Origin of the sequence: Bradyrhizobium jicamae (assembly GCF_001440395.1) — a bacterium.
Lineage (GTDB): Bacteria > Pseudomonadota > Alphaproteobacteria > Rhizobiales > Xanthobacteraceae > Bradyrhizobium > Bradyrhizobium jicamae.
This window is the reverse complement of sequence record NZ_LLXZ01000176.1, coordinates 26477-41638: the sequence shown is the minus strand read 5'-3', so window position 1 is coordinate 41638 and position 15162 is coordinate 26477. Positions and strand designations below refer to the sequence as shown.

Here is a 15162-nt window from a genome sequence, read left to right as displayed (position 1 = left end):
CGATGCTCCTCAAGCACACCCTGCTCTATCTGCCCGCGCAATTCGTCGGACCGTTGTTCCAGCTTCTGGCGATGATCGTGTGGACGCATGTCGTCGACGAACACACGCTCGGCGTCATCACGCTGATCACGGCCACGCATGAATTGCTGCAGATCGGCTTCCTCGCCTGGTGGTCGCAATATGCACTGCGTTTCCTCGGACGCTACCAGGACGCGGGCGACGGGCCCCGCTTCTATCGCACCGAAAACGCGGTGCTGCTCGCGTCCGTCGTTCTGCAAAGCGCAGCCGTGGTCGGAATTCTGCTTCTGGTCATCGCGCCCGGCGCCGGAACGGGCCTTCTGCTCGCCACCATCGCCTATGTGATCACCCGCTCGCTCAACCTCTACATCGGTGAACGCGCCCGCGCGCGCCAGCAGATTCGGGTCTACACGATCCAGCAGGTATTCGGACCATCCGTCGGGTTCATCGTGGGCCTGTTGCTGATCAAGCTGATCGGCCAATCGCCGGAATGGCCGCTGGCCGGCTACGCGCTGGCGCAACTCATTGCGGCCATCATCGTCCTGCCCTGGATCGGCTGGAGCCATCGCTTGTGGCCGATCGACCGGGAGATCGTGGTCCACGCCCTGCGCTATGGCCTTCCCCTGATCGTCGGCGGCGCGCTCGGCTGGGTCGGCCTCAATGCGTCGCGCTTCATCATCAGTCAATTCTCGGGCGTGGCCGCCGCCGGATTGTTCGCGGTCGGTTATGGACTCGGCCAGCGGGCCGCTGCGGTCGCGGCCATGCTGGTGACCGCGGCCGCGTTCCCGCTGGCAGTGAGGAGCATTGAGCAGGGCGGCAACCAGGCTGGTATGCGCCAGCTTGCCACCAACAGCGCGCTTCTTGTCGCCATCCTGGCGCCGAGCCTTGCCGGCATCATCATGCTGCGAACGGAGATCGTTCATCTCCTGATCGCAGCGCCGTTCCAGGCGGTGACGCTCGCGATCCTGCCGCTCTCGACACTCGCCGGCGCTATCCGCAACCTGCGCGCCCATTTCGGCGACCAGGTGTTTCTCCTGCAGAATCGCACGCGCTGGATGATGGCGATTGCCGCGATCGATGCGTCGACGACCGTGGTGCTGAGTGCCCTGTTCCTGCCGCGTTGGGGATTGACCGGCGTCGCCGCCGCCACGGTGCTGGCGGCGCTGGCCGCTGCCATCGTGAGCTTTTCGATCGGCTTCTCCAAATTCGGCCTGCGCCTTCCGATCAGCCATCTCCTGCGCATCGCATTGGCGACGATTGCGATGGCCGCCTTGCTGCGGATCTTCCCGGAAGCCCGCAGCCTTGCCGTGTTGGCGGCACATGTCGCAGCAGGCGCCGCCGCCTATTTCGGCGCGCTGGCTCTGCTCTACGCGCCGTCACTGGTGCGGATGCTCCGCCCACGCCCTCAGCATTCGCGGGCGTGAACGCACCGAAAATGGTCGGCGGCTACGACTTCCTGGTATTCTCGAACGCGCGCGCCATCGCATACCACAGCTGCTTCTTCTGCATCGACGAATCGAACGGCAGGGGTCGTGGCAGCCGCTGCGCGAGAGGGTCCTTCTTCTTCGCCGCATCGGTATAGAACGAGTAGTTATCGGCCAGTTCCCACGCGATCACCATCTTGACCGCCGGAACCCGCAGCGCGTTGTTCAGGTACTTCTCGGCCGTCTCCGCAATCATGGCGTCGCGCGCCGCGATGTCGTCCGGAAAGGTGTCGTCGCGCACGTCGAATTCGGTCAGGTAGATATCGACGCCACGTTCGGCGAGCGCGTGCAAAAATTCGGCAAAGCGGCCGGGATCATGCGGATAGCGCGGCTGCAGGTGACTTTGCAGTCCGACGGCATGCAGCGGCACGCCGGCATGCTTCAGTTCGTCGACCAGTTGCAGCAGGCCTTTGCGAACCGTGAGCCCGACATCGTCGTCGCGCTCGCTCTGCGCCTCGTTGAGAACCAGCTTTGTCTTGCGGTCGACCATCGCCACGCGTTCGAAGGCGCGGCGCACGTAGCCGGTTCCGAACGTGTCGTACCACGGGCCAAGCCGATAGCCGCCGGGCGCCTTGTGCCCTGGCCAGAACGGTTCGTTGACGACGTCCCAAGAATGCAGCTTGCCGACATAGCGGGCGGCCACCTCCTCGATATAGGAATCAAAGAACTTCTCGCGCTCGGCGCTGCTCATGCTCTTGATCCACTGCGGAACCCATTCGTTCCAGATCAGGCAATGACCGCGCATCGGAATGTTGTTGCTTGCACAGAATTTCAGCAGACGGTCGGCGCTATCGAATCGCTTCGGCCCCGGTTGCGGCGCGATGGTTCCCATCTTCATCGCGATATCAGTCGTCACGATGCGCGTCTGCGTCTGATACAGCTCGCGATAGGCAATATCTTTCTCGATCACCGGTCCTGCAGCCGCGCCGAACACAATGCCGTTACGAGCCGCAATGGCGCCGAGACTCTGCGCTGACTGCGCGGCGAGTGCGTCCTTCCCGTAAGAAGCAACACCTGCTCCTGCGATGAGAGCGAGCGCATTTCGCCTCGACCACTGCTGCATAGCTGATCTCCATCATGTGAACGCTTCGCCGCCATGTCTCTTCGTTCGCAACGCGGCATCGCCATCGTTGCGTCGCATTAGTTCGATTTCGTGACGAATGCCGGTCGAGAAAAAATTCGGCGCGCAGTTCCAGTTGCGATGCGCATGTCGATGAGTCCCCCGCCACTTGCGTCTCTCGATCACATCATCAGCAGGAGATCGACATGTCGGAACCACCAGCGCAGTTGCAGCCGCGTCTCACTGTCGATGGCATCACGATCAATGTTCCCTCGCTTCCGGAAGCTGTGTCCTCGATCGTGTCGGCCGCGCAACATGGCGACAACTTCAGCGTCTGCACGCTCAATCTCGATCATGTCGTGCAGTTGCAGCAGCATGCCAATTTTCGTGCCGCCTATCGCCGCGCCAGATTTGTGACAGCCGACGGGTTCCCCATCGTCGTACTGAGCCGTCTCTTGGGAACGCGCATTGAGCGTACGACCGGCGCTGATCTTGTCGAACCGGTTTGCGCGGAAGCCCGCAAGAAGGGGCTCCCGGTCTTTCTGTTCGGCGCCAACGAACTCACGCTGGAAGTGACAGCGCGTCGCCTTGTGGAACGATTCCAGGGATTGCAGATCGCCGGATACTTTGCGCCGGGATCGGGCTTCGATCCCTATTCCAGTGAGGCAGACGCTGCAATCGAAAGCATTCGTGCTTCTGGCGCGAAACTCTGCTTCGTCGCGCTGGGCGCGCCGCGTCAGGAACTGTTCGCGGCGCGATGCCTCGACGAACTGAATGGAACCGGCGTGCTGTGCATCGGGGCCGCGCTCGATTTCATCGCCGGCACGCAGGACCGCGCGCCATCCATCGCGCGCAGAACCGGGCTGGAATGGGCGTGGCGCATGCTGCGTGAGCCGCGTCGGCTCGGTCCCCGCTATGTCAAATGCATGACGGTGGTTCCGCGGCTCGTGGCGCGAACCATTCCGCAGATCGTCCAGGCACGCATGAGGAAAGCGGCATGACTTCAACATTGACCCTGGCGCTACGCGCGCGAAATGCCAACCGGATCAAGCCACGTTACCAGATCTGTCTGATTCATCCGTTCGATCCGCGCGGCCAAAAGGTCGGCGGCCTCGAAACATACATCCGCGACTTCATCACCTTTCATCCCGTCGACACCGATATCCTCTTCATCGGCGTCGACTCGACGGGCGAGCTGGAGCTCGGGCAGCTTCACCGGCTGACGTTCCGCGGCCGCGGTTTCGACTTCCTGCCCATTCTGCATTATTCGGACCAGCAAGCCCGCGAAGCGGCCCGCAGCATCCGCAGCTCGCTGACCGGGCAATTCTTCATGGCGCTGCTGCGTCATTTCCGGCCGATTGCGAAACTGATCCGTGCGAGACGATGCTCGATCGATCTGCGACGGGTGGAATTCTCCTGGCTGCCGGCGATCCTGCGGCGTCCCTTCGTGCAGATGCTTCACGGCGAGGGTGCGCCGAAGCTGCAGATGGATTCGCTTCTGCGGAAATATTCCTTCGTCCACAACACCGGCGAGCGGTTTGCTGTCGCCATGAGCGAGAAGTTTCTCTGCGTCAATCCGTTCATCACCGAACGGCTGCAGCAGACCTATCCGCGGCGCAAGGACAAGATCGACACGCTCTGGACCTGGGTCAACACCGATATCTTCAAGCCGCAGGTCTGGCCGCTGAACGCTTCGCCGTTCCAGATCGTGTTCGCCGGCAGGCTTGACGAGTTCAAGGATCCGCCGCTGATGTTTCGCACCATCGACCGCTTGCGACAACGATTGAACGGCGATGTCAGGTTTCACTATATCGGCACCAGTGACCCGCACCGGTTCGAAGAGTTCGCCGCGATCGAGGACATCACCGTGCGCCACGGCTTCAAGGATGCCGCCGGCATGGCGGAGACGCTAGCGAGCGCGCATGCCGGTATCCTGACCTCCGAGTTCGAGGGCATGCCGCGCTGCGTGCTCGAAACCCTGGCGGTCGGCCGGCCCGTCGTCGCCATGCACCTGCCGCAGCTCGAATCCGTGATCCGGCCCGGCTTCAGCGGCTATCTCGTGCCACGGAGCGACAACCGCGACGAGATGATTGATGAGCTGGTTCAGCGGTTCGTCGATATCAGGGATGCCATCGAGATGGGTGCGATGAACCCGGTGCAGGTCGCCGACACCATCATGGCGTTCACGCCTGGCACCCAGCTCGCGCGGGTCTTCCGCTATCATCATGAAATTCAGGATGCGCGCGGACTTGCCGCTGCGGCGCCGACCTATTGAGGGCGCCGGCTTGAACATCCTTCTGTTGACCAGCGAGTTCGCTCCCGCGATGGGTGGAATTGGGACCTACGCCCGCGAGATTGCCGCGGCCGCCAGCCGGCTCGGCGCTGAGGTCACCGTGATGGCGCCGGACTACGCGCAGCACACGGACGACCGCTCCCTGCCCTTCGAGGTGGTTCGCTTTCGCGGCGGTCTTCATTCCATGCGCGACCTGCCGCGCAAGATCATGCTGGCGCGCCGCGGCGTCCGCGGCGACCGATATGACGTGGTCCATGCCGCCGATTGGCCGTTTTTCATCCCGCTCGCGCTTTCCAGATGGCGAACGCCCGCGCGGGTATTGATGACGGTGCATGGCACCGAGATCAACGAAACGCAGACGACGCTGAAGCGCATGGCGATCCGCGGCGCAGGCGTATTCGGGCCGCGGACGGAGGTCGTCGCCAACAGCCGCTTTACCGAGACGCTGTTCCGCGAACGGTTTGCCGTTGACCCGCGCCGCATCAGCGCGATCAATCTCGGCGTATCGGAATTCTGGTTCGGCGGACGACGAACGCGTCGGGAGATTCGCCTGGCCCATCGCCTGCCCGAAGACCGCGTGGTGATGATCACGGTCGCGCGCATCACGCGCCGCAAGGGGCATCACCTGACCATGGCTGCACTGTCACGGCTTCCGGACGAACTGCGCCAGCGTATCACCTGGCTCGTGGTCGGGCCGGACGGCGAAACCGATTGTGTCGACGGTCTGCGACGCGCCGCCGGCGAGGCGGAATGCGACATTCGTTTCCTTGGGTCCCAATCGAACGAGGACATCCGCGATCTCTACGGAGCTTCCGATTTCTTCTGCCTGACGGGGACGCCCGATGCGAGCGGTCGGGTGGAGGGATTTGGATTGGTCTATCTCGAAGCCGGAGCCGCCGGCCTGCCGAGCGTCGCGACCGACGTCGGCGGGGTGGCTGACGCCGTGCTGGCTGACGAGACCGGCATTCTCGTGCCGCCGTCGGTGGAGGGCATATCGCCGGCGATCGCAGAGCTGGCCGCGGACCGGGGTCTGCGCGCCATTCTCGCGGCTGGCGCATCCGCCCATGCCCGCGCCCTTTCATGGGAACGATGCGCGGCGACAACGTACGGCCTGGCCTATGCCGGCAAGCGGGCATCTGCGAACCATGTCATGGGAAGGACGGCATGAGGCTATGGGTCGCGGCCGCGATGCTGCTGGTGCTCGCGACCGGTGCGGCGCGGGCGGACAACGAGAACTGCCGCAAGAGCCGCGAGTATCTGATGGCAACGCCCGGCGGTGACCAGGCCCTGACGCCGCAGGCCTATAATGACCTGTTCAGGATCTGCATCGCAACGACAGCCATGCCCAACGTGAAGGATGCGTACATCTTGAAGGACGGCGGCATCGCGGTGATCCCCAAGCAGGACAGCGTTCCGGCAACCGCCTCGACGCTGGCGCAGTTCTGCGACACCTATCCACACGGCGTCCTGCGCTTCATCACCCGCAAGGAAAAACTTTCGATCCGCTCTGTAACCGACGTCGCACGGATGTCGTCGACCTCGTCGACGCCATGCAAGAAGATCAAGGGCATTTCGTAGGGCAGCCCGTCAACCGTCTACGCTCATTTCTGTCGATTGTAATAATCCGGCATGGCGTGCGGATCCATTGCCCGTTCGGCCCTGCGCCCGAGAAAGAAGAAGCCGCTGGCGGCGTCTGCGGCGGCCCGGCCTCGGCCGAATGCATCGAGATACCTGATCCAGAAGAACGGCAGCACGATCAGCCGCGACAGCTTGTTGCCCGCGCCGAGCGCGCGCACGAAGTAGCGGATCGACCATTCAAGCGCCACACCGGCGCCGCCGACCGGCCCGGCGCTCACTTCCAAGAATCGCCTGAACAACCAGCGGTGGCCGCTCTGGGTGAAACGCGAGAAGTCATAGGCCTGCTCATGCACCTGCTGCATGAACGGCGTCTCCGCATAGACCAGGCCTTCGGCGCGCAACACCCGGTGCAACTCGGCAACGACCGTTGCGGGTTCCAGCACATGTTCCAGCACCGCCTGCACCCAGACGCCGTCGAACACGCCGTCTTCGAACGGCAGACTGTGGGCGTCGGCCACCAGCGCGGTATGCGGCGAGGCGTAGACGTCGGTGCCGACGAGCTCGATGGAATCGTCGCGGTAGAGTGCGTCTGCGCCCAGACCGATCGTCCCGCCTCCGATCACGAGCACAACCGGCCGCCGCGACTCCCGCTTCAACAGCTCGATGAATTTTGCGCTGTTGGAAACCGCAACCGGATTGCCGCCGAAGGTAAAGCGATGCAGACGTGATCCGAGGGAACGGCGGCTGACGTCCCGCTGCAGCGCCGAGCCGCTCTCGGCCTCATACATCCTGCGCTCAAAAATGCTGGCGGCAAAATCGATCAGCACCGGCTGTGCGCCGGCAACCGGAAATCCAGCCCTGCTATAATCGCAGGCGCGGTTCGAACAGGACGGCTGTGACCAAACGTTCCGCAGCGCCGCCGAACAGTGAGGGCAGCGAAGACGTTGCTTCCAGTGCGCGGGTTCCGTATTCGCTACCGAATGATCGACGGCAGAAAGCTGCAAAGAAGGACCTCGTATTCATTTTTCTGCCCTGCCCGTTCCTGACTTGCGATCGATGCTATTTCGAACGCGATGACAGCGCAACAATGCGGGGTCGGGAACAATTTGCATTGCAATTCGGATGTCGCGGCAAGCTGGCCAGACGCCCCATGTGGGGCTGGCAGGAATGCAACGCACGAGCCGCCCCGCTGTTTCGAGCAAGTTTAGGATTTCTCGAACTGCGTTTCAATGGCCCGCTTCACACAGCCAGCTGGTCACCGCCGTTCGTAACCCGGCATTGATGACGCAGCGATTGGGGATTTGACAATTCCGCCCCTTCCGGAAATCTTGATCCGCCGGCCCGGCTTGCCACCTAATTGATCGAGGAGTTGCTGGTGTCAGTCCGCGAACAGCGACCGGATGGATCCGGCCCGCTTCAGGTTTTTGTTCTCGACATCGATCGAAGGCCAACGCTGGCGTTCGAAGCGAACGACCTCGCCGAGGCGCAGGAAATCTGTCGCGACGCCGACCTGCGGGCCGATCTGAGCGCGCTCACTTCGGATGGTATTCCCGTCTGCACGCCGGGCTCAACACTCAGCCCCCGGGCAGCAGCGCAAGAGGAGATCGCTGCATTCCGGCATGCAGCCGAACGGGCGCCGGCATCCGATCAACCGACGATGGCGTTCCTGATCAAGATCGATGGCGTCATGGTCGTAACCGTCGGCCCCGATCACGCCTGAGCCGAAGCGTCAATGCGGTCAGATGAAGAGCAGACGCTGTGCTATCAGGGACGCTACGCCGGTCAGCATATCCGATGCTTGATGACCGGTATCCATGACGGCGGCGTGGCCGGGACGACGCGCAGCATCTGCAGCGATCATGACATCCCGCTGGGTTTGCTCCGCCGTTACGTCCGTCATCAGCACCAGCAGCGCGTCCGGGGTGCCGTTCTCGTCGAACAGAAATTCGCCGCTGGCGCGCATCCAGCGAATGCGGCGATCCCTCAGGATGACGCGAAACCTGTCGTCGAAGGATATTCGCCTTTGCAGCGCAACATTGACTACCTCCCGATCCTTCCGATCTGCGGGGTGCATCCGTTGAAGGAGGGCGTCCCGGGAAGGCTGAACGCTGCGGTCATGATCGAACAGATCGTAAATGCCGTCGGACCAGACCATCCGCCTCTCGGACAAATCGACGCGGCAGATTCCGATGTTCAGGCGATTCTCCAGAAAACGGAGATGATCGTTAAGTTTCTCAAACACTTTAGGAAAGTCGAACCTTGCTGTTGAGCCCACCCGACGGATCGGGAATTGATCATCCGACCCCTGGATGCATTTAGGAGACAATGCCGGCAATATCTTGCTATGTTGCGCCAACGATTTGGGATTTGGTGCCAGACGGCCTCGACGACCCGCCCTCCCCTGGATGGCACAACGAGGTATCTTCCCATGGGCGCTCCCGGACAGTCACCGTTACATGCGATACCGAGCACAAGTGGAGGCGCAGCACGGCTTGCTTGTGCGAAGTTGCGCGCAGCCGGGATTCCGCTCGCTCCTCTCCTGTCGAAAGCAGGACTGAGGGCAGAGCAGATCGATGACACGGCCGCCCGTATCGAGGTCAGGGTTCAAGCCCGAATTCTCGAAATCGCCGCCGAACAACTCAACGACGACCTGTTCGGCTTTCGAATGATGCAGGATTTCGAATTTCGCGAAATTGGTCTGGCTTACTACATACCGTCGTCTTCCAGCACGCTTGCCGACGCCTTGCGCGATGCCGAACGATACACTCGAATCGTCAACGACGGCATCCAGCTCCGCATCGATCTGGACCAGAAGACTGCGATCGCTCTCGACTGCGCCGGAGTTGAGCCCGGATCGGGCGCGCAGCAGATGGAATTTTGGCTGTTTGCGCTGGTTCGCATGTGCCGGCAACTCACCGACACCCGATTGGCACCACGCCGGTTCAAGGTCAGGCATCACCGCCCCGCACCACCGGTCGAATTCCGCACGTTTCTGGGATGCGATGTCGAGTTTGCATCGGACGCCAACGAAATCATTTTTCCCGGAATTGTGAGCTCGCTTCCGGTCGTAAGCGCCGATCGCCATCTTCACGAGCTCCTCGTGAAGTACGCAGACGAGGCGCTCACCGGTAAAGCACCAGCCAGGGTAACCATTCGCTCACGGGTGGAGAAAGCAATTGCGCCGCTGCTTCCTCACGGAAAAGCACGTGCGACGGCAATTGCCCGAGAACTTGGCATGAGCCGTCGTACACTCGCGCGTGCGCTTGCAGCCGAAGGCCTGACCTTCTCGGCACTGCTGGATCAGTATCGCATGGAGCTGGCCAAAGCATACCTCACGCACGGCGAACTGACGATCTCACAGATCGCGTGGCTTCTGGGATACCGGGAGGTGAGCACCTTTACCCATGCCTTCAAGCGTTGGACGGGAACGACGCCGCGACAATTGCGCTTCAAAAAGCCTTCCTGCTCGTCGTCCGCGGTCCGGGTCTAGTCAGCGCTCAAGACGTCACCGAACTGCTCCCACGAAGTTCCGGTCCAGCGCTGAAGCTGCAACTGCGTGTAAGCCATGCTGTTGTCAGGTCCGGTACTGACGGCGATTCCCGGAATCAGCGTCGGAAGCGAAAGCCCGCGGATGCTGCGCGCCTGCTTCATGACGTTCTCGCGCGAAAGATCATCGCCGCATTGCTTCAGCACCTGTTCGAGGATCTGGCCCTGCTGGGTTCCGAACAGATAATTGGCGTCGCCGACATCCGCGCCCGGCAGATATTTCTCGAAGTGAGCGCGATACCATTTCATGCCGGGGTCATCAGCCCATTTCCTGTCGTTCGCATCCTTGAGCATCGTGGCGGCGATAATGCCTTTGGCCTTCTCGGGCCCCGCGGGCACGATGGTGGACGACACGGAAGTGGAAACCAGATTGATGAGGAAGAGCGGCTTCCAGCCGATTTCATCGGCCTTCCTGATCGCCTGGGCGGCAAACTTCGGTGTGCCCGCAAGCAGAAACGCTTCCGCTCCTGACGCCTTGAGCGTGACGACCTGGGAATCGATCGTGGGTTCGGTGACCTCATACGACGAGGCAATCACCTTCTTGTCGTAGTCGCCCTTCAAATGCTCCTTGAAGGCCGCGACAAAATCCTTACCCAAATCGTCGTTCTGATAGAGGATCGCAATCCTCGCATTGGGGGCGGTCCGCGTGATGTAGCGGGCGTAGATCGTGCCCTCGGTCCGGTAGCTGGGCAGGCCGGTGGTGGTCATCGGATAGTCGGAAAAATTCGAAAACTTGGTGACGCCGCTGACCACGAAGAGATGCGGGATCTTTTTGGAATTGACGTATTTGATCGTCGCGCTGATGCCGGGCGTACCCAGTGGACCGAACAGGAACGCGACCTCGTCGCTCTCGACCAGTTTCCTGGTCTGTTCGACGGTCTTCGGCGAACTGTAGGCATCGTCGTAGCTGATGTAGTTGATCTTGCGACCGTTGATGCCGCCACGCTCGTTGATGGAGGTGATGTAGGCGATCAGGCCCTTGGCGGTATTGCTGAGCGCCGAAGCAGGACCGCTGAACGGAAACGTTCCGCCGATCTTGATCTCGGTGGCGGTGACACCGACGGTTTCGGCATTGGCCGGCGCAGCCGCGAACGCGAGCGTCAACGCAGCCGCAACGGCGGCTTTCCTTATCATGCTTCCCTCCCCCTTGTTGTCAAATGCGCGCCGCGTGCAAGCAGGCGCGGTTCACCACGTCTCCTTGAAGGGCCGGATCTCCATTTCGAACGTCCAGGCGCTGCGCGGCTGCTCGTAGAGGCTCCAGTAAGCGTTTGCGACCGACGCGGGTGGCATCAGGGCGTCGGGGTCATTCAGCGCGTCCGGGCCATGGGCCTCGATGCGCCGTTGCCGAACCCATTCGGTGTCGACGCCGGAATCGATGATCAGGTGGCCGACGTGGATATTTTTCGGCCCAAGTTCGCGCGCCATCGCCTGCGCCACCGCGCGCAACCCGAACTTGGCGCTGGCAAAGGCCGCATAGCCGCGCCCGCCGCGCAGGCTGGCCGTCGCGCCGGTGAAGAAGATGTTGCCCTGGCCGCGCGGCAGCATCAGGCGCGCAGCTTCGCGGCCGGCCAGGAAGCCCGAATAGCAGGCCATCTCCCAGACCTTGCGAAAGACCCTTTCAGTCGTATCGAGGATCGGGAAGTTGACGTTGGCGCCGACATTGAAGATGCAGACTTCGAGCGGCGCTTCCTTGTCGGCATCGCTCAGGAAAGCGGTGATCTCCTCTTCCTTGCGGGCGTCGAGCGAGCGCGCGAAAATCTTGCCGCCGCTGGCCTGAACCTCGTCGACCAACGGCGCGAGCTTGTCGCCGTTGCGGCGGCCGGCGAAGATCGTAAAACCCTCGGCAGCGAACTTCTTGGCGATCTCGGCGCCGATATAGTCTCCCGCACCGATGATCGCCGCGGTCGCGTTTCTCTTGGCCATTGATTATCTCCTGTTGTCTACCCGAACGGCGCGGCGCCTTATGCATCAGCCGGCGGCCGTCGCCGGGTCGATCTTGCTCCCGTTTGCCACTTCCCGCAGCTTGTGTTTCAGGATCTTGCCGGTCGACGCCGCGGGCAATGCATCGAGGATCACAATCTCGCTCGGCCGCTTGTACGAGGTCAGGAGCCCTGCCGAATAGGATTTGAGCTCCTCCACGCCGATCTTCGCCCCCGGCAGAAGCTGGACGAACGCGACCACCTCCTCGTTGCCCTCGGCGTTGCGTCCGACGACGGCCGACTGCACCACGAGTTCGTGCGCATTGAGCACGGCCTCGACCTCGGCGGGATAGACGTTGAACCCGGAGCGGATGATCAGCTCCTTGGTGCGACCCACGATGTAGAGGTCACCCTCGCCGTTGATGCGAGCCAGATCGCCGGTATTGAACCAGCCATCGGCATCGATGGCGGCGCGCGTCTGCTCGGGAGAGCGATAGTATCCGAGCATCACGTTGGGCCCCCGGACATGCAACTCGCCGACGCTGCCGGCCGGGACTTCGTGACCGTTCCTGTCGACGATCCGATGTTCGACACCCGGCAGGATCGGTCCCACGGTCTCGTCGTGGGCAGGCCGGTTCTCGCGCACGCCGGCAAGGCCCGGCGAGCATTCCGTGATCCCGTAACCGTTGAGCAGGGGAATGCCGAACTCATCCTCCATCCGGCCTTTCAGCGTCAGATCGAGCGGCGCGCCCGCCACGCACATCATCCGCAACCGGCCGCGATCGAGGCGCGATATGCTCTTCACGGCCTTGTATTCGAGCAGGCGCTGATAGGTCGCAGGCACGCCGTAAAGCGTCGTGATCCCGTCCTTCGCGATCGCTTCCGCCAGCGCGGCAGGATCGGCCTTCGAGACGACATGCAGCGTCGCGCCGTGCATCAGGGTCGAGATCAGGAGGATCGAGTAGCCGACGATGTGCGACATCGGCAGCACGCCATAGATCCGGTCGGCGGGACCGGTCTTCCGCAGCACGCCGGACGTTTTCGCCGCGACCAACAGGTTACGGTGGCTGAGCATCACGCCTTTCGGCGCACCCGTCGTGCCCGAGGTGTACATCAGCGCCGCGACCTGACGCGCGGCATCGGCTTCGACGGGCTCAGCCCGCGCCTCCTCGTTCAGCGGCCCGACGCCGATGCCGCCGAACGGCCCGATCGAACCCGTGGCCGCGCCGCTGCGCGCGGCATGATCGGTAGCCTCGCTGGAGAGTGACGAATTGAACAGCACCCGGCGGGCGCCGCTGTGGGACCGGATCTGTTCGAGTTCGCGCGCGCTCAGGCGCGGATTGACGGCAATCGCCCAGGCGTCGAGCTTGCCGATGGCAAACAGGATTGCGCCGAGGGCAACGCTGTTTTCGCTCGCGACCATCACCCGGTCGCCGGCCCTGACCTGCAATTCCCGCAGATCGCGCGCGACCGCCTCCACCGCCTCCGAGAATTGCCGGTAGCTCCACGAGCGTCCGGCTTCGACAAATGCAGGATGTTCAGGCGTTTCCAGCGCAAACCTGGCATAGACATCGTGCACCCTCGAAGGCAGGCCCTCGATCAGATCGTTCACGCTGATGTTGTCGAGAACAGTCTCCACGATGGCCTCCCTCGATGACGAACCGTTTGGTCCTTGTTGGCCTTCGAACCCGGTAAGCTGAATCAGGACGCGCGGCGGCTCTTGGACGAGCCGGCAGTCTCAGTTACGCGCTGCTGCGCCAGGATCTCCTCCTCCACGTCACGAAGCTGGTCCTTGCCGAAGAACATCTCGTCGTTGACGAAGAAAGTCGGTGAGCCGAAAGCGCCGCGATCGACGGCGTCCTGCGTCAACGCCGCCAGCCTGTTCTTGACGGCGGGATCCTGCGACCTCGCGACAATCCTGTTGGCGTCGATCCCCGATGAGGCCAGCGCCTCCAGCATCACGTCGAGGTCGTCCATCTTCTTGGGCTCCTCCCACATGTGATGATAGACCGCCTGGAAATACGGCCAGAAGATACCCTCGGCCTGCGCAGCGATGGCGCCACGCATCAATTGCAGTGTGTTCACCGGGAAGAATGGGTTGCGCCGGTAGTTGGTGATGCCGTGACGCCTGAGGAAGCGTTCGGTCTCCAGCGCCATGTAATCGGGCTTGTTCCTGACGCCCTTGAGGTAATCGGCGGGCGAGCTGTTGCCGGTGAGCTTGTAGATGCCACCGAGCAGCACCGGCACGTAGTCGAACTTTGTGCCCGTGCGCCGCTCGATATCAGGGATGAGGCGCGCCGCGAGATAGGCGTTCGGGCTGCCGAAATCGAACAGAAACTGGACCTTCAGCGCGCCGGCACTGTTCATTTGATCCTCCCTCGCCCCGAATTTGCCGGACATGGTCGTCCGGCCGGGTTTCGATCTAGATGGGTTTCTATAGTTCTAAAAAAGAACTGTCAAGCCGAAGGCTACTTCCTGTTGGCTGAATTGCTGTAACAGATGCCTATTTTATAAGTTCCGATATAGAATTTATTGTGCTATGCCATTGTATCGATTGATCAATGCCGGAGAGCGCGATGCGCTGGGACACGCTTGAGGAAGAACAATGCTCGCTGGCGCGCACAGTTGCGGTCATTGGCGACCGGTGGAGCCTTTTGATCCTGCGCGAGTGTTTTCTGCGGGTACGCCGCTTCGAAGAATTTCAATCCAGGCTCGGCATTACCCGGCATTTGCTGGCCGACCGGCTGAAGAAGTTCGTCCGCTACGGCGTGCTGCGACGCGCCCGCTACCAGGAAAGCCCGGCGCGCTATGAATACATCCTGACGCAGCGCGGCCTCGATTTATATCCGGTGGTGATGTCGATCGTGCATTGGGGCGACACCCACATGGTGGACGAGCGCGGCCGCCCGCTGCTGCACCAGCACAAGAACTGCGGAAAACTGTTCGATCCCGTGATGATCTGTTCGGAATGCGGCGAACCCGTTCATGCCAAGCAAGTCCACACCCATCCGGGGCCGGGAGCCGCGAAGACTGCTCAGGCGTCGAGCTGAACGGGTAGTTTTTAGGTTTGTAGATGCCCTCGATCCAGACGTGCGGCGTCCGCGTTGAGCACCCGCCGGATATGCAGCGTATCGATAAAATTGTTTGATAGCTGGTAGAAGCAAGCTTTGATATCGCGCGAGAACAATCTTGGCTAAGACCAAGCGATCGTGTTGCTACGGGTCGATGTACTCAAGGCCCTCACAAGAACGACCGATATCCAAC

At 62.1% G+C, this 15162-nt stretch carries 15 protein-coding genes; 8 read left to right on the top strand and 7 right to left on the bottom strand.

Annotation, left to right across the window (positions count from 1 at the left end):
• Positions 1-2: 2 nt before the first annotated feature.
• Positions 3-1442 (top strand): lipopolysaccharide biosynthesis protein, encoded by a 1440-nt coding sequence (locus CQ12_RS29375; RefSeq protein ID WP_057838774.1) that lies wholly within the window; start codon positions 3-5, stop codon positions 1440-1442.
• 22 nt (positions 1443-1464) lie between these two features.
• Here the strand turns inward: CQ12_RS29375 and CQ12_RS29370 are convergent, their stop codons facing one another.
• A complete protein-coding gene (locus tag CQ12_RS29370; RefSeq protein ID WP_057838773.1) occupies positions 1465-2565 on the bottom strand; it encodes an endo-1,4-beta-xylanase in 1101 nt (366 codons plus the stop codon).
• 203 nt (positions 2566-2768) lie between these two features.
• On the opposite strand from CQ12_RS29370, the gene CQ12_RS29365 reads away from it, so the two are divergent.
• From CQ12_RS29365 to CQ12_RS29350, 4 genes are read left to right on the top strand one after another with little or no spacing between them, the layout of a single operon-like run.
• A complete protein-coding gene (locus tag CQ12_RS29365; RefSeq protein ID WP_057838772.1) occupies positions 2769-3563 on the top strand; it encodes a WecB/TagA/CpsF family glycosyltransferase in 795 nt (264 codons plus the stop codon).
• A complete protein-coding gene (locus CQ12_RS29360) occupies positions 3560-4837 on the top strand; it encodes a glycosyltransferase (protein ID WP_057838771.1) in 1278 nt (425 codons plus the stop codon). The genes CQ12_RS29365 and CQ12_RS29360 overlap by 4 nt, the downstream gene beginning before the upstream one ends.
• A gap of 10 nt (positions 4838-4847) precedes the next feature.
• Positions 4848-6023 (top strand): glycosyltransferase family 4 protein, encoded by a 1176-nt coding sequence (locus CQ12_RS29355; protein WP_083519529.1) that lies wholly within the window; start codon positions 4848-4850, stop codon positions 6021-6023.
• Positions 6020-6433, top strand: a complete 414-nt coding sequence (locus CQ12_RS29350) for a hypothetical protein (RefSeq protein ID WP_245310227.1) — start codon at positions 6020-6022, stop codon at positions 6431-6433. Before CQ12_RS29355 ends, CQ12_RS29350 begins: the two co-directional genes overlap by 4 nt.
• Before the next feature lie 23 nt (positions 6434-6456).
• Here CQ12_RS29350 and CQ12_RS29345 read toward each other — a convergent pair whose 3' ends face one another.
• Positions 6457-7260 (bottom strand): class I SAM-dependent methyltransferase, encoded by an 804-nt coding sequence (locus tag CQ12_RS29345; RefSeq protein WP_245310225.1) that lies wholly within the window; start codon positions 7258-7260, stop codon positions 6457-6459.
• A 548-nt stretch (positions 7261-7808) separates the two neighbouring features.
• Here CQ12_RS29345 and CQ12_RS29340 point away from each other — a divergent pair.
• A complete protein-coding gene (locus tag CQ12_RS29340; protein WP_063799837.1) occupies positions 7809-8153 on the top strand; it encodes a hypothetical protein in 345 nt (114 codons plus the stop codon).
• Positions 8154-8171: 18 nt separating this feature from the next.
• Here CQ12_RS29340 and CQ12_RS29335 read toward each other — a convergent pair whose 3' ends face one another.
• Positions 8172-8708, bottom strand: coding sequence for a PAS domain-containing protein (locus CQ12_RS29335; protein ID WP_057838768.1), 537 nt, complete (start codon positions 8706-8708; stop codon positions 8172-8174).
• A gap of 153 nt (positions 8709-8861) precedes the next feature.
• Between CQ12_RS29335 and CQ12_RS29330 the strand changes: the two genes are divergently transcribed.
• Positions 8862-9923, top strand: coding sequence for an AraC family transcriptional regulator (locus tag CQ12_RS29330; protein WP_083519528.1), 1062 nt, complete (start codon positions 8862-8864; stop codon positions 9921-9923).
• On the opposite strand, the gene CQ12_RS29325 is transcribed toward CQ12_RS29330, so the two are convergent.
• The 4 genes from CQ12_RS29325 to CQ12_RS29310 form a co-directional block, all read right to left on the bottom strand.
• Positions 9920-11113: an ABC transporter substrate-binding protein gene (locus tag CQ12_RS29325; RefSeq protein ID WP_057838767.1), complete on the bottom strand. Its 1194-nt coding sequence runs from the start codon at positions 11111-11113 to the stop codon at positions 9920-9922. The genes CQ12_RS29330 and CQ12_RS29325 overlap by 4 nt on opposite strands.
• 51 nt (positions 11114-11164) lie before the next feature.
• Complete coding sequence (locus CQ12_RS29320; protein WP_057838766.1) at positions 11165-11902, bottom strand: SDR family oxidoreductase; 738 nt, start codon at positions 11900-11902, stop codon at positions 11165-11167.
• A gap of 45 nt (positions 11903-11947) precedes the next feature.
• Positions 11948-13537 (bottom strand): class I adenylate-forming enzyme family protein, encoded by a 1590-nt coding sequence (locus tag CQ12_RS29315; RefSeq protein ID WP_057838765.1) that lies wholly within the window; start codon positions 13535-13537, stop codon positions 11948-11950.
• A gap of 62 nt (positions 13538-13599) precedes the next feature.
• Entirely contained in the window at positions 13600-14265 is a 666-nt protein-coding gene (locus CQ12_RS29310; RefSeq protein WP_057838764.1) for a 2-hydroxychromene-2-carboxylate isomerase, read from the bottom strand.
• A gap of 209 nt (positions 14266-14474) precedes the next feature.
• Between CQ12_RS29310 and CQ12_RS29305 the strand changes: the two genes are divergently transcribed.
• Positions 14475-14948 carry a winged helix-turn-helix transcriptional regulator gene (locus CQ12_RS29305; protein WP_057838797.1) on the top strand — a complete coding sequence of 158 codons (474 nt, stop codon included), beginning with the start codon at positions 14475-14477 and terminating at the stop codon, positions 14946-14948.
• Positions 14949-15162: the final 214 nt, after the last annotated feature.